The organism is Asticcacaulis sp. AC402 (genome assembly GCF_000495835.1).
In the GTDB taxonomy this organism is placed as follows: Bacteria; Pseudomonadota; Alphaproteobacteria; order Caulobacterales; family Caulobacteraceae; genus Asticcacaulis.
In genome coordinates this window covers 1-22,299 of the sequence record NZ_AWGC01000013.1, presented here as the reverse complement: position 1 = coordinate 22,299, position 22,299 = coordinate 1, and the positions used below count along the sequence as shown (strand labels likewise).

General features: G+C 60.9%; 21 protein-coding genes. 12 read left to right on the top strand and 9 right to left on the bottom strand.

The window, feature by feature from the left end:
- Window positions 1-197: 197 nt before the first annotated feature.
- Window positions 198-1,319 carry a cell division protein ZapE gene (gene zapE, locus ABAC402_RS27705; protein WP_031235396.1) on the top strand — a complete coding sequence of 374 codons (1,122 nt, stop codon included), beginning with the start codon at window positions 198-200 and terminating at the stop codon, window positions 1,317-1,319.
- On the opposite strand, the gene pelA is transcribed toward zapE, so the two are convergent.
- The 3 genes from pelA to ABAC402_RS27690 all read right to left on the bottom strand — a co-directional run bounded on the left by pelA (window position 1,286) and on the right by ABAC402_RS27690 (window position 4,380).
- Window positions 1,286-2,371: a pectate lyase gene (gene pelA, locus ABAC402_RS27700; RefSeq protein ID WP_023448969.1), complete on the bottom strand. Its 1,086-nt coding sequence runs from the start codon at window positions 2,369-2,371 to the stop codon at window positions 1,286-1,288. The two genes, zapE and pelA, sit on opposite strands and share 34 nt — an antisense overlap.
- The gene (locus tag ABAC402_RS27695; RefSeq protein ID WP_023448968.1) at window positions 2,368-3,162 is read right to left on the bottom strand and encodes a CoA ester lyase; all 795 of its coding nucleotides are present in this window, start codon (window positions 3,160-3,162) and stop codon (window positions 2,368-2,370) included. Before ABAC402_RS27695 ends, pelA begins: the two co-directional genes overlap by 4 nt.
- 183 nt (window positions 3,163-3,345) lie before the next feature.
- Window positions 3,346-4,380 (bottom strand): aldo/keto reductase, encoded by a 1,035-nt coding sequence (locus ABAC402_RS27690; protein WP_023448967.1) that lies wholly within the window; start codon window positions 4,378-4,380, stop codon window positions 3,346-3,348.
- A gap of 131 nt (window positions 4,381-4,511) precedes the next feature.
- Between ABAC402_RS27690 and ABAC402_RS27685 the strand changes: the two genes are divergently transcribed.
- Window positions 4,512-5,264, top strand: coding sequence for a Bax inhibitor-1/YccA family protein (locus ABAC402_RS27685; RefSeq protein WP_023448966.1), 753 nt, complete (start codon window positions 4,512-4,514; stop codon window positions 5,262-5,264).
- A 171-nt stretch (window positions 5,265-5,435) separates the two neighbouring features.
- On the opposite strand, the gene ABAC402_RS27680 is transcribed toward ABAC402_RS27685, so the two are convergent.
- The 3 genes from ABAC402_RS27680 to acnA form a co-directional block, all read right to left on the bottom strand.
- A complete protein-coding gene (locus ABAC402_RS27680) occupies window positions 5,436-5,777 on the bottom strand; it encodes a DUF2794 domain-containing protein (protein ID WP_023448965.1) in 342 nt (113 codons plus the stop codon).
- A gap of 324 nt (window positions 5,778-6,101) precedes the next feature.
- Window positions 6,102-6,362 carry a hypothetical protein gene (locus ABAC402_RS27675; protein WP_023448964.1) on the bottom strand — a complete coding sequence of 87 codons (261 nt, stop codon included), beginning with the start codon at window positions 6,360-6,362 and terminating at the stop codon, window positions 6,102-6,104.
- Between the two features lie 175 nt (window positions 6,363-6,537).
- The gene (gene acnA, locus ABAC402_RS27670; protein ID WP_023448963.1) at window positions 6,538-9,258 is read right to left on the bottom strand and encodes an aconitate hydratase AcnA; all 2,721 of its coding nucleotides are present in this window, start codon (window positions 9,256-9,258) and stop codon (window positions 6,538-6,540) included.
- Window positions 9,259-9,452: 194 nt separating this feature from the next.
- On the opposite strand from acnA, the gene ccmA reads away from it, so the two are divergent.
- The 5 genes from ccmA (at window position 9,453) to ABAC402_RS27645 (ending at window position 12,423) form a co-directional block, all read left to right on the top strand.
- Window positions 9,453-10,079: a heme ABC exporter ATP-binding protein CcmA gene (ccmA, locus tag ABAC402_RS27665; protein WP_023448962.1), complete on the top strand. Its 627-nt coding sequence runs from the start codon at window positions 9,453-9,455 to the stop codon at window positions 10,077-10,079.
- A gap of 186 nt (window positions 10,080-10,265) precedes the next feature.
- Window positions 10,266-10,949 carry a heme exporter protein CcmB gene (gene ccmB / locus ABAC402_RS27660; RefSeq protein ID WP_023448961.1) on the top strand — a complete coding sequence of 228 codons (684 nt, stop codon included), beginning with the start codon at window positions 10,266-10,268 and terminating at the stop codon, window positions 10,947-10,949.
- A 40-nt stretch (window positions 10,950-10,989) separates the two neighbouring features.
- Window positions 10,990-11,709 (top strand): heme ABC transporter permease, encoded by a 720-nt coding sequence (locus ABAC402_RS27655; RefSeq protein WP_023448960.1) that lies wholly within the window; start codon window positions 10,990-10,992, stop codon window positions 11,707-11,709.
- Window positions 11,710-11,722: 13 nt separating this feature from the next.
- Window positions 11,723-11,899, top strand: a complete 177-nt coding sequence (gene ccmD / locus ABAC402_RS27650) for a heme exporter protein CcmD (RefSeq protein WP_023448959.1) — start codon at window positions 11,723-11,725, stop codon at window positions 11,897-11,899.
- Complete coding sequence (locus ABAC402_RS27645; RefSeq protein ID WP_023448958.1) at window positions 11,896-12,423, top strand: DsbE family thiol:disulfide interchange protein; 528 nt, start codon at window positions 11,896-11,898, stop codon at window positions 12,421-12,423. The genes ccmD and ABAC402_RS27645 overlap by 4 nt, the downstream gene beginning before the upstream one ends.
- A 122-nt stretch (window positions 12,424-12,545) precedes the next feature.
- Here ABAC402_RS27645 and ABAC402_RS27640 read toward each other — a convergent pair whose 3' ends face one another.
- Together ABAC402_RS27640 and aceA are read right to left on the bottom strand one after the other, a co-directional pair.
- Window positions 12,546-12,755 carry a hypothetical protein gene (locus tag ABAC402_RS27640; protein ID WP_023448957.1) on the bottom strand — a complete coding sequence of 70 codons (210 nt, stop codon included), beginning with the start codon at window positions 12,753-12,755 and terminating at the stop codon, window positions 12,546-12,548.
- A 21-nt stretch (window positions 12,756-12,776) separates the two neighbouring features.
- Window positions 12,777-14,057, bottom strand: a complete 1,281-nt coding sequence (gene aceA, locus ABAC402_RS27635; protein WP_023448956.1) for an isocitrate lyase — start codon at window positions 14,055-14,057, stop codon at window positions 12,777-12,779.
- A gap of 325 nt (window positions 14,058-14,382) precedes the next feature.
- On the opposite strand from aceA, the gene ABAC402_RS27630 reads away from it, so the two are divergent.
- The 3 genes from ABAC402_RS27630 (at window position 14,383) to ABAC402_RS27620 (ending at window position 18,778) form a co-directional block, all read left to right on the top strand.
- A complete protein-coding gene (locus ABAC402_RS27630; protein WP_023448954.1) occupies window positions 14,383-15,792 on the top strand; it encodes a short-chain fatty acyl-CoA regulator family protein in 1,410 nt (469 codons plus the stop codon).
- 81 nt (window positions 15,793-15,873) lie between these two features.
- The gene (locus tag ABAC402_RS27625; RefSeq protein WP_023448953.1) at window positions 15,874-17,031 is read left to right on the top strand and encodes an ABC transporter ATP-binding protein; all 1,158 of its coding nucleotides are present in this window, start codon (window positions 15,874-15,876) and stop codon (window positions 17,029-17,031) included.
- Between the two features lie 208 nt (window positions 17,032-17,239).
- Complete coding sequence (locus ABAC402_RS27620; RefSeq protein ID WP_023448952.1) at window positions 17,240-18,778, top strand: tryptophan halogenase family protein; 1,539 nt, start codon at window positions 17,240-17,242, stop codon at window positions 18,776-18,778.
- Here the strand turns inward: ABAC402_RS27620 and ABAC402_RS27615 are convergent.
- A complete protein-coding gene (locus ABAC402_RS27615; protein ID WP_023448951.1) occupies window positions 18,775-19,632 on the bottom strand; it encodes a tetratricopeptide repeat protein in 858 nt (285 codons plus the stop codon). The two genes, ABAC402_RS27620 and ABAC402_RS27615, sit on opposite strands and share 4 nt — an antisense overlap.
- Window positions 19,633-19,748: 116 nt before the next feature.
- On the opposite strand from ABAC402_RS27615, the gene ABAC402_RS27610 reads away from it, so the two are divergent.
- Window positions 19,749-21,173 (top strand): M17 family metallopeptidase, encoded by a 1,425-nt coding sequence (locus ABAC402_RS27610; protein WP_031235392.1) that lies wholly within the window; start codon window positions 19,749-19,751, stop codon window positions 21,171-21,173.
- 111 nt (window positions 21,174-21,284) lie between these two features.
- The gene (locus ABAC402_RS27605) at window positions 21,285-22,148 is read left to right on the top strand and encodes an NlpC/P60 family protein (RefSeq protein WP_023448949.1); all 864 of its coding nucleotides are present in this window, start codon (window positions 21,285-21,287) and stop codon (window positions 22,146-22,148) included.
- Window positions 22,149-22,299 lie beyond the last annotated feature (151 nt).

Sequence of the window (22,299 nt, the reverse complement as noted above, 5' to 3'; positions counted from 1 at the left end):
AAGGCGATTATCTTTTCTTCGACGCCGCTGGTCTTCCCCTGTACCCTGTTTCCCACATTCTGCTCCAATCTTGACGCACCCGAAGGTTTTTTAACGCCATCTTGAGGCGGGGTTGCTATAGTCCGGCTCACAAATGGTGGGGCGCGGGTCTATACACAAATCCATAGAGCCCGGGCGAAACAGTACAAAGAGCGTAGATGGGTATTCGCAGAGAGTACAAACGCCTGCTTAAAACAGGCGAATTGAAGGCTGATCCGGCGCAGAAGGCGGCGATCAATGCCCTGTTCAAGCTGGAGCGGCGCATTCGGCACAGCCGATCGTGGTTGCGCGACCTGCTCGGTATCCGGCCGAAATGCTACGGCATGTATCTGTGGGGACCGCCCGGCCGTGGCAAGTCCATGATGATGGACATTTTTTACCACAATGCGAATATCCAGTCGAAGCGTCGGGTGCACTTCCACGCCTTCATGGCGGAGGTCCACCATCTGATCCGCCAATGGCGCGAAAGCGATGCCGCCACGCGCAAGGCCGTCTTTGGCACCCATAAGGGCGACGACCCCATCGCGCCGACTGCGAAACTGATCGCCAAGCGCTCGCAACTCCTGTGTTTCGATGAGCTTCAGGTCACCGACATCGCCGACGCCGTGATCCTGGGCCGGCTGTTCGAGGCCCTGTTCGCCAACAAGGTGGCGCTGGTCATCACGTCCAACCGTCCGCCGGAAGACCTTTACAAGAATGGTCTCAACCGCGATCTGTTTGTTCCATTTATCGAGATGATCAAGGACCGCCTCCAGGTGGTTCACGTCGCCGGGCCGCGCGATTTCCGCCTAGACCGGCTTCGCGGGGCCAAGACCTATTTCTTCCCGTCGACCGATCCGCAAAGCCGCGCCGGCTTCGAGACGCTATGGGCCGACATGACGCGGCTGAACACCGAGATGGAATGCGTCCTGACCGTCAATGAGCGCAAGCTGACCTTCAAACGCGCCGCCGGGCCGCTGCTGCGCGCCACCTTTGCCGAACTGTGCGCTGCCAATAACGGCGCGGCCGACTATCTTGCCATCGCTGAGCGCTTCACCACGGTGTTCATCGAGGACGTGCCGATCATGTCGCCGGCCAACCGCAACGAAGCCCGCCGCTTCGTCAGCCTGATCGACGCCCTGTACGAGGCTTCGACCAAGACGGTGCTGCTGGCTGCGGCCGAACCGTCGCAACTGTATCCGTCGGGCGACGGCGCCTTCGAATTCGAACGGACCGTCTCACGCCTGGAAGAAATGCGCTCGGAAGACTATTTGGCCCGCGCCAGTTCCCACGCCGGATAATCGACCTCGATCAGCTTTTGTGGCCACGTGCCGTACCAGCCATAGCCCGACCGCCGTTCTGGGTGGATGTCACCATAGGTCGCGACCCGCCGGCTGTCGCGATTGGCCAGCACCACCGAATTGTCGTTAAGATCGTAAAACCGCGCCCATAGCGGTGGCGCGGCCGGATCGGCGACCAGTTCCCGGTCGAAAGTGGCGGTGTGGTAGTCATACGTGACCGGCTCGGCCAGGACCACGTCAATAAGGCGATACCCTTCGATTCGCGACCGTTTCAGCCAGGCCACCGCGGCCTCGACTGAGGCCACGACCTCGGGGGGCGGGTTGTCGATACTCATCAGATAGTCGACCATGGCGACCGTTTCTTGCGACACAATGGCCGGCAGCTCGAACGTCCTCCCCTGCGACGGCGCCAAGGTCACCGGATCATACTGCCCAGCCCATCCGCTCAGCACGCCCTTCTGCCGGATTTGCAGTCTCAGCACACAGTCGTCGCCGCGTTTCAGGGCTTCGGCTGCACGTTCCCGTACCACACCATGCAAAGATGTAAACGGCGCCAAGCCCAGGGCGATCTTGCGCAGCAGGCGCAGATTGCCCGACGTCACCTCATCGGCAATGGTCAGCTTTTGGTGATAGGACTGGGTCGGCGGCAGGGTGTGAGGCCAGCCGCCGCAGGCCGGCATCTGCTGGCTAAGGGTAAAGTCGAGCCCTTTTATCGCTGCCTCGCGATAGGCCGCATGGCCGGTGACGTCATGGGCCGCCATCAGATATTCGACCTGACTGTAGATGTTGCGATTGTCGAAGCTGGCCCCAGGTTTTGTTTTCTGGCTCGCGAAGGCGGCCTTTTCGCCATCGGTCAGGATGCGTTGCGGGTCCTGGTTCTCGATCCAGCCGCCATTGTCGCGCTGATACAGCAGGATGTTACCGGCGATCTCATTGACCTGCTGCGGCGCGTAGCGGGCATAGTTCGTCCCGTGACGATTCTGCCAATGGTGGATGGCGTCGTCGAACAGTGACAAGTCCGGCGCGGCCAGGGCGGCGATCAACAGGATCACGATGCGTCCTCCAGGATCTTTTTGGCCTGATCGAGATGCAGGCGTTCGACCATCTCGCCATTGACGGCCAGCAAGCCGGCATCGCTACCTTCAAACGCCGCCACCACCGATTTCGCCCAGGCGATCTCGTCCGCCGACGGCCCGAAAGCCTGTTCGCACGGCGCGATCTGATCCGGATGGATCAGCGTCTTGCCGTCGAATCCCAGGCTGCGGCCCTGTTCGCATTCGGCGGCGAAACCTTCAATGTCGCGGAACTGATTATGGACTCCATCCAGCACGACCTTGCCGTTGGCGCGGCCGAACAGCACGATCTGCGACAGGGCGAACGCGATGTCCTGGCGGCCGGGCAACGGTCGTGTGCGCAAATCCTTGCGCAGGTCGTTCGGCCCCGCGATTAATCCCTTCAAAGGCAACCCGGCGATTTCCCACAGATTGCCGACGCCTTCGGCGGTTTCGATCATTGCCCACAGCGGCATTTTTGGCCAGGCCATCATGACGCCACGGATGTCCTCCGTGCTCTTGACCTTTGGGACGACAATACCGTCGAAGGTCGCCTCCTTTAGCGCACGGTGGATGGCGTTGAGATACTGGGAGTGGACGCGGACCAGGATGGTGGGCGCGGTGAACGTCTCCTTCAGGATCTCCGCCAAAGCCGTCAGCGCACCATCGCGTGCCTGTTCACCCACGGCGTCTTCCAGGTCGAAGATCAGGGCGTCGCAGCGCAGACTGGGCGCCTTGGCCATGGCGCGTGGATTGCCGCAGGGAACGAACAGAACAGAGCGAAAACGCATGGTGTTTCACCTAACGATTTCCCTCTCCCCGTTTACGGGGAGAGGACGAGAGCCGAACGAAGTGAAGGCGATCGGGTGAGGGGCTTCTCCAAACATTGAGCAAAAACGGAACCGTCCGTATGCCCCTCATCCGGTCTTCGCTTCGCTCAGACCACCATCTCCCCGCACGCGGGGAGAAGAAAATCAAGGGCAAGGGTTGGGATGGCTGGCGTGCAGAGCCGAAACCGCCCGATCCATCTCCTTCGTCCAGTCGATCTCGAAGGCGTCGATATTGTCCTTCAATTGGGCCTTGGTGCTGGCGCCTATAATGGTCGAGGTCGTAAACGCCCGGCTGTCGATGAATTTCAGCGCCAGTTGCAGCGGCGTAATCCCTACCAGAGCCGCCAGGTCAACATAGCGGTGCACCATCTCATCACCGCCCGGACCTTCATAACGGTTCAGCCGCTGAAACAGGGTCTTGCGCGCGCCGGCTGGCAAAGCGCCATGGCGATACTTGCCGGTCAGATACCCCTGTGCCAGCGGGGAATAGGCCAGCAAGCCGACCTGCTCGCGTAACGCCACTTCGGCCAACCCATACTCGAAAGTTCGCGAGACCAGATTGTAGCAGTTCTGGATCGAAGCGATGCGCGGCAAACCCTGCTGTTCCGCCAGAGCCAGAAACCTCATCACGCCCCACGGGCTTTCGTTCGATACTCCGATATGACGGATGCGGCCCGCCTTTACATGACGATCGAGGTTTTCGAGGATGGCCTGAAAGGTCTCATAGTTGCCGTCATAGTCGTGATATTCGTGAAAGCCGAATCCTGAATAGCGCCGGTCGGGCCAGTGTAGCTGATACAGGTCGATGTATTCGCTTTGGAGCCGAGTCAGTGACGCGTCTACAGCGGCGTCGATATGATCGCGGGTATGGCGTGGACCGTTGCGAATCCAGGTCATAGTGTCGGCGCGGCCGGCGATCTTGGAGGCCAGGATGACTTTGTCGCGGTTGCCACGCGCCTGGAACCAGTTGCCGATGATGCGCTCAGTCTCGCCCTGCGTGTCCGGCTGGGGCGGAATGGCATAGACCTCAGCGGTATCGAAGAAATTTATCCCGCGCTCCAGCGCATAGTCCATCTGGGCGAAAGCTTCGGCTTGTGTGTTCTGGCTGCCGTACATCATGGTACCCAGGCAAACCCGCGATACCTGGAGGCCAGTGCGGCCAAGTGACGAATAGTTCATGAAATACCTCTTGTCGCGTACCGTTCATGTGTTCGAATACCCCTTGCCACACAGGTAATCCAGCCCCATATTATTCGTAATCGGCATTGGCACATCTGCCGGCCGTCACAAAGGAATACAGGGTTACACCTATGAACGATTTGGACACCGATTACGTATCGATGCCCTCAGCGGAAGCCCAGGCCAGGGATATGGGCCTGCGTAACTTCCTGCTCGGCATCTATCAAAAAATGGCTCTGGGCCTGGTGCTTACGGGCGCTACGTCTTGGGCTGTGGCAAATACCGAGCCGCTCGTTCGGCTCCTTTACAATGTTACGGCGGACGGCCGCATTGCCGGTTACACGGTGCTGGGCTACGTCTTTGCCTTTGCCCCACTGGGCTTGAGCTTCGCTTCCGGCATGTTTATGAACCGGCTCAACGCAGCCATATCCGGCGCGTTTTACTGGGTCTTTGTTGCCATCCTGGGCGTCTCTTTGTCGTCGATCTTCCTGCTTTACACGGGCATTTCGATCGCCAACATCTTCTTCATCACCGCAGCCACCTTCGGCGTCGTCAGCATCATCGGCTATACCACCAAGGTCAACATGACCGGCTGGGGCGGCTTCATGTACACAGCTGTGCTGGGTATCATCATTGCGTCGCTGGCCAATGCCTTCCTGTTCAAGAGCGGAATCATGCAAATGGCGATTTCCGCAATCGGCGTGCTTCTGTTCTCGGCGCTGATCGCTTATCAGACGCAATCTCTGAAGCACATGTATTATTCCGTCGGCCAAGCATCGCAAAACCATCGTGCGGCCTTGACCTACATTGGCGCGCTGACACTGTACGTCAGCTTCATCAACCTGTTCATGAGTCTGCTCAGCCTGTTCGGCGGCCGTCGCTAGAGCGCAATCCGATAAAGTGGACGCCACCGCACGGGCGCTCCAGTTTTCGGAAAAATTGCGCGATAAAGCAAAAACCTAGAGCGGGATTTTGATTTCATCAAAACGCATCCCGCTCTAAACAGCGCCTCAGACCCCGAAAGTAAACCCCGGAGGGCAACCTCCGGGGTTTTTTCAAATCACATCGAACCTGGTTTTATCCAACACACTTAACACCGGCCCGAGCTCCCGGCCCCGTTTCAGGATCATCCCCGCCTGATTGAATATGGCGAACGCGCCCTGGCGGCGGGACAGTGCTGGCCGCTTTTCGATGCGGTAGAGGGGTGATTCATTGGTACGGCGGAAGATATTGAACGACACGGCATCGGAAAAGCTGTCGATGGCGTAATCGCGCCAGTCGCCTGATGCCACATTTCGACCATAGAGGCGCAAGATCAGCTCCAGCTCGCGGCGGTCGAAGAAGACAGGCCCCTTGGCGGGGATGGCGCCACCAGCGCCGATATCCTGGATACTCATGCGGTCTTACGGTCTCATCCAGCTTTGAGACAAGAATTAACGCCCGCATGGCCAGGTTTGGCAAGTAAATTCGGCGTTGTTGATATCCTTACAAAGTGAGGCTCCGCGGCAACAGGCAAGAGATTAATTGGCCGTAGAATGACCTTATTCCCGCCCTTTCTGCGCCGTGTTGCACCGTCATTGTGTGGATGTCGGCCGGGGCGCTCCGGTTCCTCCCTGAACAGCCCCCCCAGCCCCTGGAATCGGGCATCACCTCGGCCGGCAGACGTTTCTTCCCCTGAGAAAAAACCTATAGAGCCGCTGCCTTAACGCAGCGGCTCTTTTTTATCGCACATAAAGGATGAGTCGAACCGAGGCGTCGGCCATGGCAAACAGAGCAGGACCGCCGATGCCAATGCCGATCCAGCGCCAGGTGCCACCTTTGCGGACGCAATAGACGGCGCTGGCGATGGCGATTACACCGGCGACAACGCTGGCGATGGCCATAGTGCGGGCACCGGCGGGATCGGTGGGTGGCGCCAGGTTGAACACAACGGCGAGAAAGGCGGCCACGCCGCCGGCGATGGCGATGATCTTGGGATTCATGACGCCGGTGTAGCATGGGTGTTGTTGCAGGCAAGCCCCGAGGTCGACTCTGTCGCGTATTGGGGTGAAGGGGCCCCAGGCCCCTTCTCTTTGATACAATAAAAAGGACCGGCCCCTCAAAAGGGCCGGTCCTTTTTATTGTTTTAAGGCGAGGGGTCACGACCCCTCGACCCCATTACTCGGCGGGCTCGGCCACGATCTCCTCAACCACTACCACGCCACGCGCCAGGTTCCTAAGCACATACGGCATCACGCCGCCATTCTTATAGTATTCCAGCTCGGTCGGCGTATCGATCCGGCAGCGGACCGGGAAGCGCGCCACCTTGCCGTCCGACGCACGGAACATCTCGACAATCAGTTCCTGACGCGGCTGGACATTCTCGAGACCACGGATGGTGACGATCTCTTCTCCGGTGAGGCCCAGCTTCGACCAGCCCTCGACCTTGAACTGCAACGGCAGAACGCCCATGCCGACCAGGTTGGAGCGGTGAATACGCTCGAACGACTCGGCGATGACCGCGCGCACGCCCAGCAGCTTGGTGCCCTTGGCCGCCCAGTCGCGCGACGAACCGGTGCCGTATTCCTTGCCGGCGAAGATGACCAGGTTACGTCCTTCCGCCTGATAGCGCATCGAAGCGTCATAGATCGACATCACCTCACCCGACGGGAAGTGCTTGGTGACGCCGCCTTCGATTTCTGGCGTCACCTTGTTGCGGATGCGGATATTGGCAAACGTGCCGCGCATCATCACTTCGTGGTGGCCGCGGCGGGCGCCATACGAGTTGAACTCTGACACCGGCACATCATGGGCCGACAGATATTTGCCGGCGGGACCCGAAGTCTTGATATTGCCGGCTGGCGAAATGTGGTCGGTGGTGATCGAGTCGCCGAAAATACCCAAAACACGGGCCTCGACAATGTCCGTCACCTTGTCCGGTGTCATGGTCATGCCGTCGAAATAGGGCGGGTTGGCCACGTAGGTCGAATTGGGATCCCACTGATAGGTCTGACCGCCCGAAATCTGAATGGCCTGCCAATTTTCGTCGCCTTTGAAGACGTCGGAATAACGGCCCTTGAACATGGTGTTGGTGACGTGCTGGCGCTGCAAGGTCGAGACCTCTTCATTGGTCGGCCAGATGTCTTTCAGATACACCGGCTCACCGTTCGAACCGTTGCCCAGCGGCTCTGTCGTCAGGTCAATGCGCAGGCTGCCGGCCAGGGCATAGGCGACGACCAGTGGCGGCGAGGCCAGGTAGTTGGCGCGGACGTCCTGGTTGACACGACCTTCAAAGTTGCGGTTACCCGACAAAACCGACGCGGCGACCAGATCACCGGCGGTGATGGCGGCCGAGATGGCTTCCGGCAGCGGACCCGAATTGCCAATACAGGTGGTGCAGCCGTAACCGACCAGGTTGAAGCCCAGCGCGTCCAGATCCTCGCTGAGACCGGCCGAGTCGAGATAGTCGGTGACCACCTGCGATCCGGGCGCCAGAGAGGTCTTGACCCACGGCTTGACCGTGAGACCCAAGGCGCGCGCCTTGCGGGCGACCAGGCCGGCAGCAATCAGTACCGACGGGTTTGAAGTATTGGTACACGAGGTAATGGCGGCTATGACCACGTCGCCGTGGCCGACCGTAAAGTCGCTACCCTCGATAGCCACGCGTTCGTCTTCCTTGCCCGCCTTGCCGAAATCGTTGGCGAGGGCATTGTTGAACTCGGTCTTGGACTCAGACAGGACGACGCGGTCCTGTGGGCGCTTGGGACCGGCCAGGGATGGCAGGACGCCGGCCAGATCCAGTTCCAGGTTATCGGTGAAGACCGGCTCGACCGAGGCGTCCAGCCACAGGCCTTGCGCCTTGGCATAGGCCTCGACCAGGGCGACGCGTTCCGGAGCGCGGCCGGTTTCGGCCAGATAGTTGATCGTCGCCTGGCTGACCGGGAAGAAGCCGCAGGTGGCGCCGTACTCCGGCGCCATGTTGGCGATGGTCGCCTGGTCTTCCAGGGTCAGGGTCTCCAGGCCGTCGCCGTAATATTCGACGAACTTGCCGACGACGCCCTTCTTGCGCAGCATCTGGGTGACGGTCAGCACCAGGTCGGTGGCGGTGGCGCCTTCGGGCAGCTTGCCGGTCAGCTTGAAGCCAATGACTTCGGGGATCAGCATCGGGATCGGCTGGCCCAGCATGGCGGCTTCGGCTTCGATACCGCCGACGCCCCAGCCCAGAACGGCCAGGCCGTTAATCATGGTGGTGTGCGAATCGGTGCCGACCACGGTGTCGGGATAGGCGACTTCGCCGCCATCTGCGACGTTGGTCCACACGGTCTGGGCCAGATATTCCAGGTTCACCTGGTGGCAGATGCCGGTGCCGGGAGGCACGACGCGGAAGTTGTTGAAGGCTGAACTGCCCCAGCGCAGGAAGTTGTAGCGCTCGATATTGCGCTCATATTCGCGATCAACATTCGCCTTGAAGGATGATTTCTGACCGAAATAATCGACCATGACCGAGTGGTCGATGACCAGGTCAACGGGGCTCAGCGGGTTGATCTTGGCCGGGTCGGCGCCCAGCTTGACCATGGCGTCGCGCATGGCGGCCAGGTCGACAACGGCCGGAACGCCGGTAAAGTCCTGCATCAGGACGCGTGCCGGGCGGAAGCTGATCTCGTGCTCGACCGTACCCTTATTGACCACCCAGTTTGCGATCGCCTGGATATCGTCCTTGTCGACATTGACGCCGTCTTCGTTACGCAGGAGGTTTTCGAGGAGCACTTTGAGCGAGGCGGGGAGGGCAGATATGCCCTTCAGTCCGTTGGCCTCGGCGGCCTTGAGGTCATAAAAGGTATAGGTTTTGTCGCCGACCGTCAGGGTCGACTTGGATTTAAAGCTGTCAACGGAAGACATAATGGACTTGATCCTCTCAAGTTCGCCGCCCGGCCGCCACCATGGCTGACCGTCAATTCAACGCTTGCGCGGATGGCACGGGGACACACAGCGTTCCCGGCCGCGCTGCAAGCCCTTGAAGGCGGGCATCTGGCCTTCTAAACTCACTTTCGGTTTTCGTCTATGTAAAGCCTTTCGCACCGCAAGGTTATTTTATGCCGCATATATTGATGGTCACGGATTTGAGTCTGAGAAAAGGCTACAATCTCTTGATCCATAAGCTGAATTTTACTTTGTCGAGCGGCGAAGCCATCGGCCTGACCGGTGAAAACGGGGTGGGAAAAACGACGCTTATGCGCACCCTGGCGGGTTTTCAGACACCGGATTCCGGTGCGATTTGCGCGACTGAGAATGATGTGCAAATTGAATCGGAGATCTGGTGGTCAGAGCATGTCCATTTTCTGGGTCATCAGGATGCTCTGAGCCCGGCGCGGACGGTATCGCAGGAGCTGGAATTCCAGGCAGCCTATCTTGGTGGCGACTTAGGCAAGGTGGCGCCGTTGAACTTGAAGCCTTTGCTCGATCTGGAGACGCGGTACCTTTCGGCGGGTCAGAAGCGCCGCCTGTCGTGTGCGCGGCTGTTGATGGCGCCAAGACTGCTATGGCTGCTGGATGAGCCAATGGCGCCTTTGGATTCAGCGCACCGTGCGCTCGTGGCCGAGCTGATGCAGAACCACTTGGAAGAGGGCGGGATGATCATCGCGGCAGTGCACGATGCGCTTCCGTTCGCAACCACGGGCCTGCGCCTTGAACGCCCGGCACGGGAGGTGGCGGGTGTATAGAACAAATCCTTTCTTCTCCTCCCTACCGGAGGTGGGGAGGTGGCTAGCAAGCGAAGCCGCAGGCTTAGCGCGTCGAGACGGAGGGGGCCTATTGGCCGTGGAATGGACCTCTCCGTCTCGACGCATTCGCCCCATAAGGGGGCTCACTTGCTCGCCACCTCCCCATCAAGATGGGGAGGAGAAGCGATGAGTCATCCCTCCCTCCTTTCCGCCTCCCTCGCCTTGCTAAAGCGCGACCTGAGCATGACACTCACCCGCGGTGGCGGACCGCTGCTGGCCGTTGGCTTCTTCATCACCCTGATGGCCATGATCCCGCTGTCGCTGGGCCCCGACTCCAGCCTGCTCAGCCGCATCGCGCCGGGCGTGACCTGGCTGTGCCTGGCGCTATCCACGCTGCTTTCGCTGGAACGTCTGTTCGAGCGCGACTATGACGATGCCGTCTTCGACGTCCTGCGCCTTGGCCCGCTGCCGCTGGAACTGGTCGCCCTGCTAAAATGCCTTAGCCAATGGCTGGGCACCGGCTTGATCTTGTCCCTCCTGACGCCGCTGATCATGATCATCCTGGGGGCAGAACCGTCTCTCGCCCTGATCAGCCTGGTCGCCGCTCTTCTGGGCAGCCTCAGCTTCGCCCTGATCGGCGGCATCGGCGCCTCCCTGGCCCTGGGTGCGCGCAAGGGGGGGGTGCTGATGGCGCTGCTGGTCCTGCCGTTTTATGTGCCGCCGGTGATTTTCGGTGCCGGCCTGATGCAGGCGGCGCAAATTTCTGCCTCACCCTTGCAGGCCCTGTCCTTCCTAGCCGCCTACGCCCTGTTCGCCCTGGCCCTGGCGCCGATTGCCATGGGTGCTGCGCTGCGCAGTGCGCTAAACTGACGCCTTGCCCACGCCCGTCAAAAGCCTTATCTGCGGAACTATGATCAACTTCCTGGCCAATCCCGAACGGTTCACGCGCGTCACAGCGCCGCTGCGGCCGTGGCTGGTCGGGCTTGGTCTGGCGCTGATGGCCTGGGGGCTTTACCTCTGTTTTGCCTCTCCCGAAGACTATCAGCAAGGCGACACCGTTCGCATCATGTACATCCATGTGCCCTTCGCCTATCTCAGCATGGCACTTTACGCCGCCATTGGTATCGCCAGCTTCTTCGGCCTGATCTTCCGCCACGCCCTGGCCGATGCCGCCGCCAAGGCCATCGCCCCTGTCGGCGCTGTCTTTACCGTCATAGCCCTTTTGACCGGTTCACTGTGGGGCAAGCCGATGTGGGGCACCTGGTGGGAGTGGGATGGGCGCATGACCTCGGTGCTTGTGCTGCTGCTCTTCTATATCGGCTACATCGCGATCCACAACGCCATCGAAGACGAACAGCGCGCCGCCAGGTCGGCCGCCATCCTGGCCCTGGTCGGCCTGATCAACCTGCCGATCATCAAGTTCTCGGTCGAATGGTGGAATACCCTGCACCAGGGGGCTTCGGTCTTCCGCGCCGATGGCCCGACCATAGCGCCCGCCATGTTGTGGCCGCTGTTCGTCATGATCGCCGCCACCCACATCCTGACGGCGTGGCTGATCCTGGTGCGGATCGATTCCGAAATCCTGGCTCGCAAATACCGCGCTCTGCGGGCTCGGCTGAGCTACAATTAAACAGGCCCACCTGATGCTTGATCTCGACATGGGAAAATACGGCTTTTTCGTCTGGACGTCCTATAGCGCGGTCGTGCTGGGCCTGGCTGGCCTGATCGTGGTCACGCTGCGCGCCAACGCCAAACACAAGGCCGCACTGAAGGCGTTACAGGACGGTTCGGGGCATGACACGACGGGACTCGACACATGAAACGCGCCCTGGCCCTGATTCCCCTGGTGGTGTTCGCCGGTCTGCTGGCCGTGCTCGGCTATTACAATTTTCATAAAAAACAGCGCTATATACCTGATGCCCTGGTTGGCAAGTCGGTGCCGGCGCTGGCCATTACCGATCTTGACACGGGCGGCGAGGCCGACCTGAAAACCCTGGTCTCGGGCTATGACAAGCCGGTCCTGGTCAACGTCTTTGCCTCGTGGTGCACGCCGTGCGTCGCCGAGAACCCGACCCTGATCGCCTTGAAACAAAAGGGCGTAGTGATTATCGGCGTTGCCTGGAAGGACGAGCCGCAAAACACGCTCAAGTTCCTGGCTGAACATGACAACCCCTATGTCCGGACGCTCAGCGATCCCGACGGACGCCTTGGGATGGAGCTCGGCATTTCGGGTGTGCCGGAGACCTATGTCGTTCAGCCGGACGGTATGATTACCTACAAGATCGCCGATGCCATCCTGCCGCAGACCGTCGGCGACGTCGAAGCGGCTCTGGGCGTGAAATAGGGGTTGAACCGAGAGCCCCACGAACAGGCACGAACACCTGTAATAAATACCCTCTCCGCGGGGGGATTGCGGAGAGGGTTCACAGGCATTCGTTTTCTGGCCCTTTTTCTTGTTGTGAACGCCTATTCGTAGCCGTGGGCCGCCTCGTTGATCACCAGGGTCGGCATGGCAGAAAAGTCGACCGCGACGGGCTGCGGCACCCGCATCTGGAAGGTCTTGATGACGTGTTCCAGACGCCGGCGGGTTTCCTCGGTCGCCGCATGCATCGGGTTGAGGTCCAGCGGGGCCAGGCAGTAGTCGATAATGGCCTGAGGCCGGATTATGGGTTCCATATTGGTGCTCCTTGAGTGAGTTTACTCAGCGGCGAACTGCGCCGTCTCAGTCGATTCCTTCATGGCCGTGGTCGAGGAACGGCCGCTGGTGATGGTCTCAGCCACGCGATCGAAGTAGCCGGTTCCGACCTCGCGCTGGTGGCGGGTGGCCGTATAGCCGCGCGATTCGTTGGCAAATTCGCGCTGTTGCAGCTCCGAATAGGCCGCCATGCCGTGGTCACGGTAACCGTCGGCCAGTTCGAACATCGAGTTGTTCAAGGCATGGAACCCGGCCAGGGTGACGAACTGGTACTTGTAGCCCATGGCGCCGAGCTCGCGCTGGAAGCGGGCGATGGTGGCGTCATCGAGCTTGGCTTTCCAGTTGAAGGAGGGCGAGCAGTTGTAGGCCAGCAACTTGCCCGGATGTTCCTTGTGAACGGCCTCGGCAAAGCGGCGCGCGTCGTCGAGATCCGGATGCGAGGTCTCCCACCACAGCAGGTCGGCATACTTGGCATAGGAAAGGCCGCGGGCTATGCAGTGGTCGAGACCGGAGCCCGGCTTCAGGCGATAGAAGCCTTCGACCGTGCGATCATCGCGATCGATGAAGGGATGGTCGCGTTCATCGACGTCCGACGTGATCAGCTGCGCCGACTCGGCATCGGTGCGGGCGACGGTAAGTGTCGGAACGCCCATGACGTCTGCTGCAAGACGCGCGGCCGTCAGGTTGCGCTCATGGGCCTGGGTCGGGATCAGCACCTTGCCGCCGAGGTGGCCGCACTTCTTCTCCGACGCCAGCTGGTCTTCGAAGTGGACACCGGCGGCGCCTGCCTCGATAAAGGCCTTCATGATCTCGAAACTGTTGAGTGGCCCGCCGAAACCGGCCTCGGCATCGGCAACGATCGGAGCGAACCAGTCGCGTTTGGCGCCGCCTTCAGAATGCTCGATCTGGTCGGCGCGCTGGAGCGTGCGGTTGATACGACGGCACAGTTCCGGCGCCGCATTGGCCGGATACAGCGACTGGTCCGGGTACATGCTGGACGCCGTATTGCTGTCGGCGGCGACCTGCCAGCCCGAAAGATAGATGGCCTTCAGGCCGGCGCGGACCATCTGCATGGCCTGGTTGCCGGTCATGGCGCCCAGCGAGTTGATGAAGGGTTCGGTATGCAGCAGGTCCCACAGGCGGTTGGCGCCGCGTTCAGCCAGGGTACAGGCTACGGGGAAGGACCCGCGCAGGCGGAGCACTTCCTCCGGGGTATAGGGGCGCTCTATGCCGTCGAAGCGGCCTGCCGGGGCATTGGGAACCAGATCGGCAAAGGTAGTCATGGTCTCAGTCCTTTGTGGTGGGGAAGAAAGTCTGGAGGGGGGATGGAGCGGCCATAGATGGCGTTTGCGCCCTGAGGCGCGCGGCCATCAAGGTGCCGGAAGCGAACAGCCCGAAGGAGGCAGCGAACACGGCAGCCACTTCGTAAGGGTTGGGCAAGGGTGAGGGCACAGGTGTCATAGTTTGTCTCATTTCATGGCAGGCACGCCGCCGTGTCTATGACAGCACTAAGCTCCATATTTAAAAGGATTAGAAGGCCAACGATCTGACCATTTGCGTCATTTGGCAAATTATGACAGACTATGTTTTGTAGAAAATTGACAGGCCATGGCAAACTTCGAACGTAAACTTTTCCTGGGCGGCCGGCTGAAGCGGCTACGCTACGACCTGAACCGCAGCCAGACCCAGATGGCTGAGGATCTCGGCGTGTCGCCTTCCTATCTCAATCACCTGGAACGCAACCAACGTCCGGTGACGGCCCAGGTGCTGCTGAAGCTGGCCGCCACCTACGACCTGGACCTGCGCACCTTCACCGACGACTCGGAGCCTTCGGGCGAAGCCGACCTGGTCGAGATCTTCGCCGACCCGCTGTTCAAGGACCTGCGACTGCCACGGCGGGAGATTTCCGAGTTGGTGGCGTCCTCGCCCATGGCCGCCGAAGCGGTGACGCGGCTTTACCGCGCCTATACTGAACGCAAGAAGCGTGATGTCGTCGCGATCGCCGAAGAAGATTCCATGGATCAATCGCCCACTGACTGGGTGCGCGACCAGATCCAGGGCCATCACAACTTTTTTCCGGAACTGGACGACCTGGGTGAAAGGCTGTTCGAGACTCTGGGCAACGATCCCCATACCCTGGAAGAGTCGGCCACCCGCCGGCTGTCGGCTCTGCACGCGACCGAGATCCGCCTGATGCCGGCCCAGGTGATGATGATGTATCAGCGCCGCTTCGATCCGCACCGCCGCCGGCTGATGATTTCGGAAACCCTTGGCGCGTCATCACGGCGCTTTGCCGTGGTCTATCAACTGGCGTTGGCCGACTATAATGCCGACCTCAAGACCATGGTCGAGAAGGCCCGTGCCCCGGACCTGGCGACCTCGCGGCTCTACAAGATCGCCCTGATCAACTACCTGACGGCCGCAACCCTCATGCCTTATGGCCGATTCCTCGAATCTGCCGAAATCAATGGCTATGATATCGAACTGCTTCGGGCGCCATTCGAAACCTCGTTCGAGCAGGCGGCGCAACGCCTGACCACCCTGTCGCGGCCAGGCCACCGTGGCGTGCCGTTTTTCCTGATGCGGATCGATTCCGCCGGCAATGTTTCGAAGCGCTTTGCGGCTGGCCATTTCCCTTTCTCGCGCTATGGCGGAGCGTGTCCTCGGTGGAACCTGCATCAGGCCTTCCAGACTCCGGGAAAAATCATCACCCAGGTCATCCAGACCCCGGACGGCGTGCGCTACTTCACCCTGTCACGGACGCTCGACCGCGGTTTGCGTGGTTATGGCGACGGCGCCTTTTCGGAACAGGCCGTGGGGTTGGGATGCGAGCTGAAACATGCAGACAAGCTGATCTATGCCCGCGGCATCGACCTGAATAATCCGAATGCCGTCGAGACCGGGCCTATGTGCCGGCTGTGCGAGCGCGCCAACTGCCGCGAGCGTGCCGCCCCGCCGGCGGTCAAAACCCTGATCGTAGACGAATGGATCAAGGCGGTGACGGCGTTTCCCTTCTGACCGGATTACACGATTTACATCGCCCGACCGGCTTGAGATAACCCCTTGCCGCCGTTATGGTCCGGGCCAGAAGGATAAGCTATGGCCAATGTCGAGTTGCGCGGACTTGAGAAGACGTTCGGTACGAACACCGTACTGAAGGGCGTCGATCTCTCTATCCGCGACGGCGAATTTGTGGTCATTGTCGGCCCGTCCGGATGCGGCAAGTCTACTCTTCTGCGGCTCATCGCAGGGTTGGAGCCTCCGACCGAGGGCGACATCCTGATCGAGGGCAAGTCAGCCCTGAACGACGCCCCCGCCCAGCGCGGCGTCGCCATGGTGTTCCAGTCCTACGCCCTGTATCCACACCTGAATGTCTTCGACAACATGGCGTTTGGTCTGCGCATGGCCAAAATGACCGAGCGTGACATTGCCGCGGCGGTCGCCAAGGCGGCGCTGCTTCTGGGGATAGAGGATTTGCTGGACCGGCGTCCGCGCGAGCTCTCCGGCGGCCAGAGGCAGCGCGTCGCCATCGGCCGGGCTATTGTCCGCCAGCCGCGCCTGTTTCTGCTGGATGAACCGCTGTCCAATCTCGATGCGGGCTTGCGCGTTCATATGCGTCACGAATTCGCCCGGCTGCATCGCGAGTTGGCCACGACCCTGATCTATGTCACCCACGACCAGGTAGAGGCCATGACCCTGGCCGACCGCATCGTTGTGCTCAATGCCGGTGGGATCGAACAGATCGGCACACCGCAGGAGATCTACGACGCCCCGCGCAACCTGTTCGTCGCTGGTTTTCTGGGTTCGCCGCGCATGAACCTGATCGCGGGTGAAGTTGCAGCCGTCAAGGCCGATGGCATCCGCATCAAACTGGTCACCGGAGACGAGGTTACAGCCTTCGTGGCCCCGGGCAAGGCTGTGCCCGGCGATAAGGTGACTCTGGGCGTGCGTCCGGAAAGTCTGTCGGCTGACGGAGTTGGCAATACGCTGACCGCTACGGTCGATGTCGTCGAGACCCTGGGCAGCACGCGAGCTATCTACGCCATGATGCCGCGCGCCGATCAGCCCGTATGCGCAATTCTGCCGACAGCTCAACCCATCCGTCATGGCGATGTCGTGCGACTGCATTTCGATCCGGCTCAGGCGTATCTGTTTGATGCCGGCGGTGAGGCGTTTGCGCGGGAAAGCACCAAATCTTACCTCTCCCCGCCTGCGGGGAGAGGACGAGAGCGGAACGAAGTGAGCGCGATCGGGTGAGGGGCTTTCTGATAGTTCAGGTGCAGCGACTCTTTACAGAAAGAAGCCCCTCAGGCTCGCCGCCCCGCGCCTAACCTCTCCCCGTGAAGAACGGGGAGAGGGGATTCTCCAGCGCATTAGGCGTTTCTTCGTTTCCCCGTGTAAGCGTTTGCAGCGCGCCTGACTCCGCGCTATGAATGCTCCATAACCACGACATCCGGGGATCGCCATGCACACCAACTCGCTGATCAAGTCCGTCACAATTGTCGGCGGTGGCACAGCGGGATGGATGACGGCGGCGCTGCTGTCCAAGCTGCTGCTAGGCCGGTTCGACATCACTCTGATCGAGTCCGAGGAGATCGGCACCATCGGCGTTGGAGAGGCGACCATACCCGCCATCAAGGTGTTCAACCAGTTCCTCGACCTCAACGAAACCGAGTTCATCCAGGCGACTCAGGGCACCTTCAAACTGGGGATCGAATTCGTTAACTGGCGCGAAGCGCCTTCTAAAAATGGCGGCCATTCCTACATCCATGGCTTCGGCAAGATCGGCTCCGACCTGATGTGGCTGCACACCCATCAATTCTGGTTGAAGATGCATGAAAAGGGCGAGGTCAAGGACTTCGACCACTATGCGCTCAACACCCTGGCGGCGCGCAAGAACCGCTTCCGTCCGCGCCAGCCGAACGAAGGCCCGCCCATGGCCGATCTAGACTATGCCTACCATTTCGACGCCTCGCTCTATGCCCGCTTCCTGCGCAAACAGGCTGAGGGTCGCGGCGTCAAACGCATCGAAGGGCGGATCACGAACGTGGTTCTGCGCCCCGAGGACGGCTATATCGAGAAGGTGGTGTTGGAGAGCGGACAAGCGGTCGGCGGCGACCTGTTCATCGACTGCTCGGGTATGCGCGGTCTGCTGATCGGCGATGCCCTCAGCGTCGGTTACGAGGACTGGAGCCACTGGTTGCTCAACGACCGCGCCTGGGCGGTACCTTGCGAAAGCGCCCCCGTGCTGACGCCTTATACGCGCTCTACGGCGCAGGGCTCAGGCTGGCAATGGCGCATCCCTTTGCAGCACCGGACCGGCAACGGCCACGTTTTCTCCAGTTCACATATTGGCGACGACGAGGCAGCCGCGATCCTGCTCGCCAATCTGGATGGCAAGGCCCTGGCCGATCCGCGCCTGGTCAAATTCCGGCCTGGCAAGCGGCATCGGGCGTTCGAGAAGAACTGTGTCGCCATCGGTTTGGCCGGTGGCTTCCTGGAACCGCTGGAATCGACCAGCATCCACCTGATCCAGACCGGTATCCTGCGGCTGCTGGCCCTGTTCCCGGGACAATCCTTCGACGCCCGCGATATCCGCGAATACAACGACCAGACCGATTTCGAATATCGCGATGTGCGCGACTTCATCATCGCCCATTACAAGGTCACTGACCGCGAAGACACGCCGTATTGGGCCTATGTGAAACACATGTCCGTACCCGACTCGCTGACCCAGCGGCTCGACCTGTGCCGGTCGTCAGCGCGTTTCTTCAAGCATTCCGCGGCTGAACTGTTCCATGAGGAAAGCTGGGTCCAGGTGTTGCTGGGTCAAGGCATCCGGGCGCGCTACGATCCGATGGTCGACATGATTCCCGAAGAGCAGATCCGCGGCTACCTCAAGGACATTGAGGAGGTCATCGAGGACTATGCCAATGCCCTGCCGACCCATGGCGACTACATAGAGCAGAACTGCAAGGCGCCGCCGCTGATGGAAATGGCTTAACCCCCCGACGCCCTGACAGAATCCCACGACCGTTCGGTCGGGGCGGTGGCGGCGACACGGGCTTGCGCCGCCTGCTGCAGCCACTTCAGGTTGGCATCGGCCTGGGCCGGCGGCAGGTCCACGCGCAACAGCTGTTCGGCCTCAGCCATCTTGCCCTGCATGCCCAGTACAAGGGCCAGGTTCTGACGGACCTGCATTGTCGCGCCCTTTTGCGCCGCCGCCGTGCGCAGCAGCGGTTCGGCCGTGGCGAAATCACCGGCCTGTACGCGCGACATGGCCATATTGGTCAGGACGTTGGGGTTATTCGGCGACAGTTGCAGCGCCGTCGTCCAGGCCCCCTGGGCATCGGCTGGCCGGCGGACATGATCGTAGGCCACGCCCAGCAGCGACCAGGCCTGCCAATCCTTGGGCTTTAGTTCGGTGGCGTGCTGCAGCGACGCGATGCCCTGGAAGGCGTCGTTGCCGCCGATGTGGGCGCGGCCCGCGGCCAGCAGCGCATCGACATTGTCCGGCGCGAACAGCAGGACGCGATGTGCCATGTCGGCGGCTTCCTTGTACCTCCCCATGCTCCGCAAGGCATCGGACAGATGGATACCCATCTTCGCATTGGTTGGATCGTAGTTGAATTCCCGGGTGAAGAAGACCGACTGCGCCAGCGGATCGGAGCGCAGGGCGGTTTCGACCTCGGCCTGGGTGGCCGGCTTGAAGCGCTCGGAGCGGGCTTCCGGTACCGCCGTCTGCGATTTGCGCGGCTGTGCCTTGTCGTCTTTGTTCTTGCCGAACAGTCCGGCCTGGGCGGACCCGGCCGATAGCACGGCGGCAATCGCGACAATGGAGATCAGATACGGCTTCATGGCGTCAACTCGCAAGATTTCTCGCCCCAATGGCCCCTGGTTAAGACTTCGGTGACCGGGATAAAGATACAGTTAAAGGTGTTACCGCTTTATTAACTAATTTGACGGGGGCCGAGATGCCGACACCGCTACCGACCAAGCCGCAAAAAACCGAGCACTTTATCTTCGCCGTTTTCGAGGACGATGTCGCCGATATGATTGCAGCGCTGAAACCTGCCCACGCCGGCTTCCTGGCGGCGCGAGGCTTTACCGGCAAGGCCGGCAGCCTGGTCGTCCTGCCGTCGGGCCTGGGGTCCAACGAAATGGGCGGTATGTGGGCCTGGTTCGGCCTCGGCACGCGCAAAGATTTCACGCCGCTCATCTTCCGCGCCCTGCCGACGCAATTGCCGAAGGGGACCTGGAAGCTCAAATCGGGGAAGCTGAAAGATGGGGCTGACCTCGACCTGCATTCGGTCCATGTTGCCTGGGGCCTCGGGTCCTACAGCTTTGGAACCTACAAGGCCTCCAGCAAGCCAGTCGAGGCGCGGCTGGACGATGCCGACCTGATCGGTACTGAACGTGAGGCGATTGCGCTGGAAGTCCAGGCCCACGACCGTGTGCGCGACCTGGTCAATACGCCCGCCAACGACATGGGACCGGCCCAGATTGAAGCCTGCGCCCGCAGTATTGCCAAAGCCCACGGCGCCGAAATCGGTGTGATCACCGGCGAGCTGCTGAAACAGAGCTATCCGGCGGTTTACGCCGTTGGCAAGGCGGCCGCCGCGGAGAATGCGCCGCGCTTTATCGAAATGGCGTGGCAGCCAGCCAAGCCGCGCGGCGTTTTGCCGCACATTTGTCTGGTCGGCAAAGGCGTCGCCTTTGACACCGGCGGGCTGAACATCAAGACCAGTGGCATGGGGCTGATGAAAAAGGATATGGGGGGAGGCGCCCACGTCCTGGCTCTGGCGGAATGGATCATGGCCAGCCAGTTGAATGTCAAACTTCACGTCCTGATCCCGGCCGTCGAAAACGCCATTTCCGGCAACGCCATGCGCCCTGGCGATGTGCTGCGAACCCGTGCCGGCCTGACAGTGGAAGTCGGCAATACCGACGCGGAAGGCCGGCTGATCCTGGCCGACGCCCTGACAAGGGCTGGCGAGTTAGAACCGGCTCTGACGGTTGACTTCGCCACCTTGACCGGCGCGGCGCGTGTCGCCCTCGGTCCCGACGTCGTCCCGTTCTACTGTGACGACGAAGAAGTGGTGCGACAGCTCGAAATCGCCTCGATAGCCCAGTTCGATCCGCTGTGGCGTATGCCGCTTTGGGCCGGCTATAATGATGCACTCGACTCTGACATCGCCGATCTCAAGAACGACCCTTCGGCCTGGGCCCAGGCCGGCTCGGTCACCGCAGCCCTGTTCCTGAAGCGCTTTGCGCCCAAGACCGGCGCATGGATTCACCTCGACATCTATGCCTGGAACCCGCGATCAAAGGCAGGTGCGCCCGTCGGCGGCGAAGCCCAGGCGTTAAGGGCAGTTTATCAGCTGATAAGGGCGTATTAAGGCTGTAGCTTGCCGCTAACCTCCTGTTATCTGTGCAGGGTAACGTGACCTTTACGTCCGTGGTGTAGCGTGATGAGGAGATAGAAATCCACCTGTAAGGCTTCCCGCCCCATGACGCAAAATAGCGACGACAACTTCGACAAGCGCATCGTGCCGTTCAAGGACGGCGTGACCGATCAGGCCTTTGAAGGCGTGATCCGCGCGCGGTCCTATGTGGCGGGCGAGATCCTGAGCTGCTACGATGCCACCGCCCCTATCCTGTCCCAGCCCGAGCACGGCGCCGAACAGTGGGACCAGCTTCTGCTGGGCGAACGTTTCAAAGTCATCGAGCGCAAGCACGACTTTTACTGGGGCCAGGCCCTGCGCGACGGCTATGTTGGTTATGTGCCCGTGGCGGCTTTCCGCAGCGACTGGTACCTGCCGACCCACTATGTTGCGACCTTGCGCACCTATGTCTTTGCTGGTCCGAACCTGAAGTCGTCGATTCTGTGCGCGCTCAGCCTGAATTCGCTGGTCAATGTCACCAAGTTCGAGAACGGCTTTGCCTACATCAATGAAATGGGATGGGTGTTCTCCAACCACTTGTCGGATTTCGAACGCTTTGCCGATGATTTCGTCGCCGTGGCCGAAAGCTATATCAATGCGCCCTACCAATGGGGTGGACGTGAAAGCATCGGGCTCGACTGTTCCGGCCTGTTGCAACAGGCGCTTTATGCTGCGGGCTATGGTTGTCCGCGCGATTCCGACATGCAGGCCCGCCTTGGCATTGCGCTGGAGGTCGGTTCCGATCTGAAAGGCCTGGTCCGCGGTGATCTGGTGTTCTGGAAGGGCCATGTCGCCATCATGGTCGATGCCGAGCACATGATCCACGCCAACGCCCATCATATGAAGGTGGCTGTCGAACCCCTCAATGCGGCGGTCACCCGCATCGACTCATGCGGTTCCGGCAGGCCGACGGCATTCCGCCGGCTGTAAAGTCGCTGAAATCCCAAACAAAAAGCCCCGCCGGCAAAACCGGCGGGGCTTTTTGTTGTAGTGTGTCGATTTTAGCGGCCGGCGGCGGGCGCCGCAGCAGGGGCCGGTGCCGGTGCCGGCGCAGTCGCTTCCGCGGTTGCCGGAGCCGCCG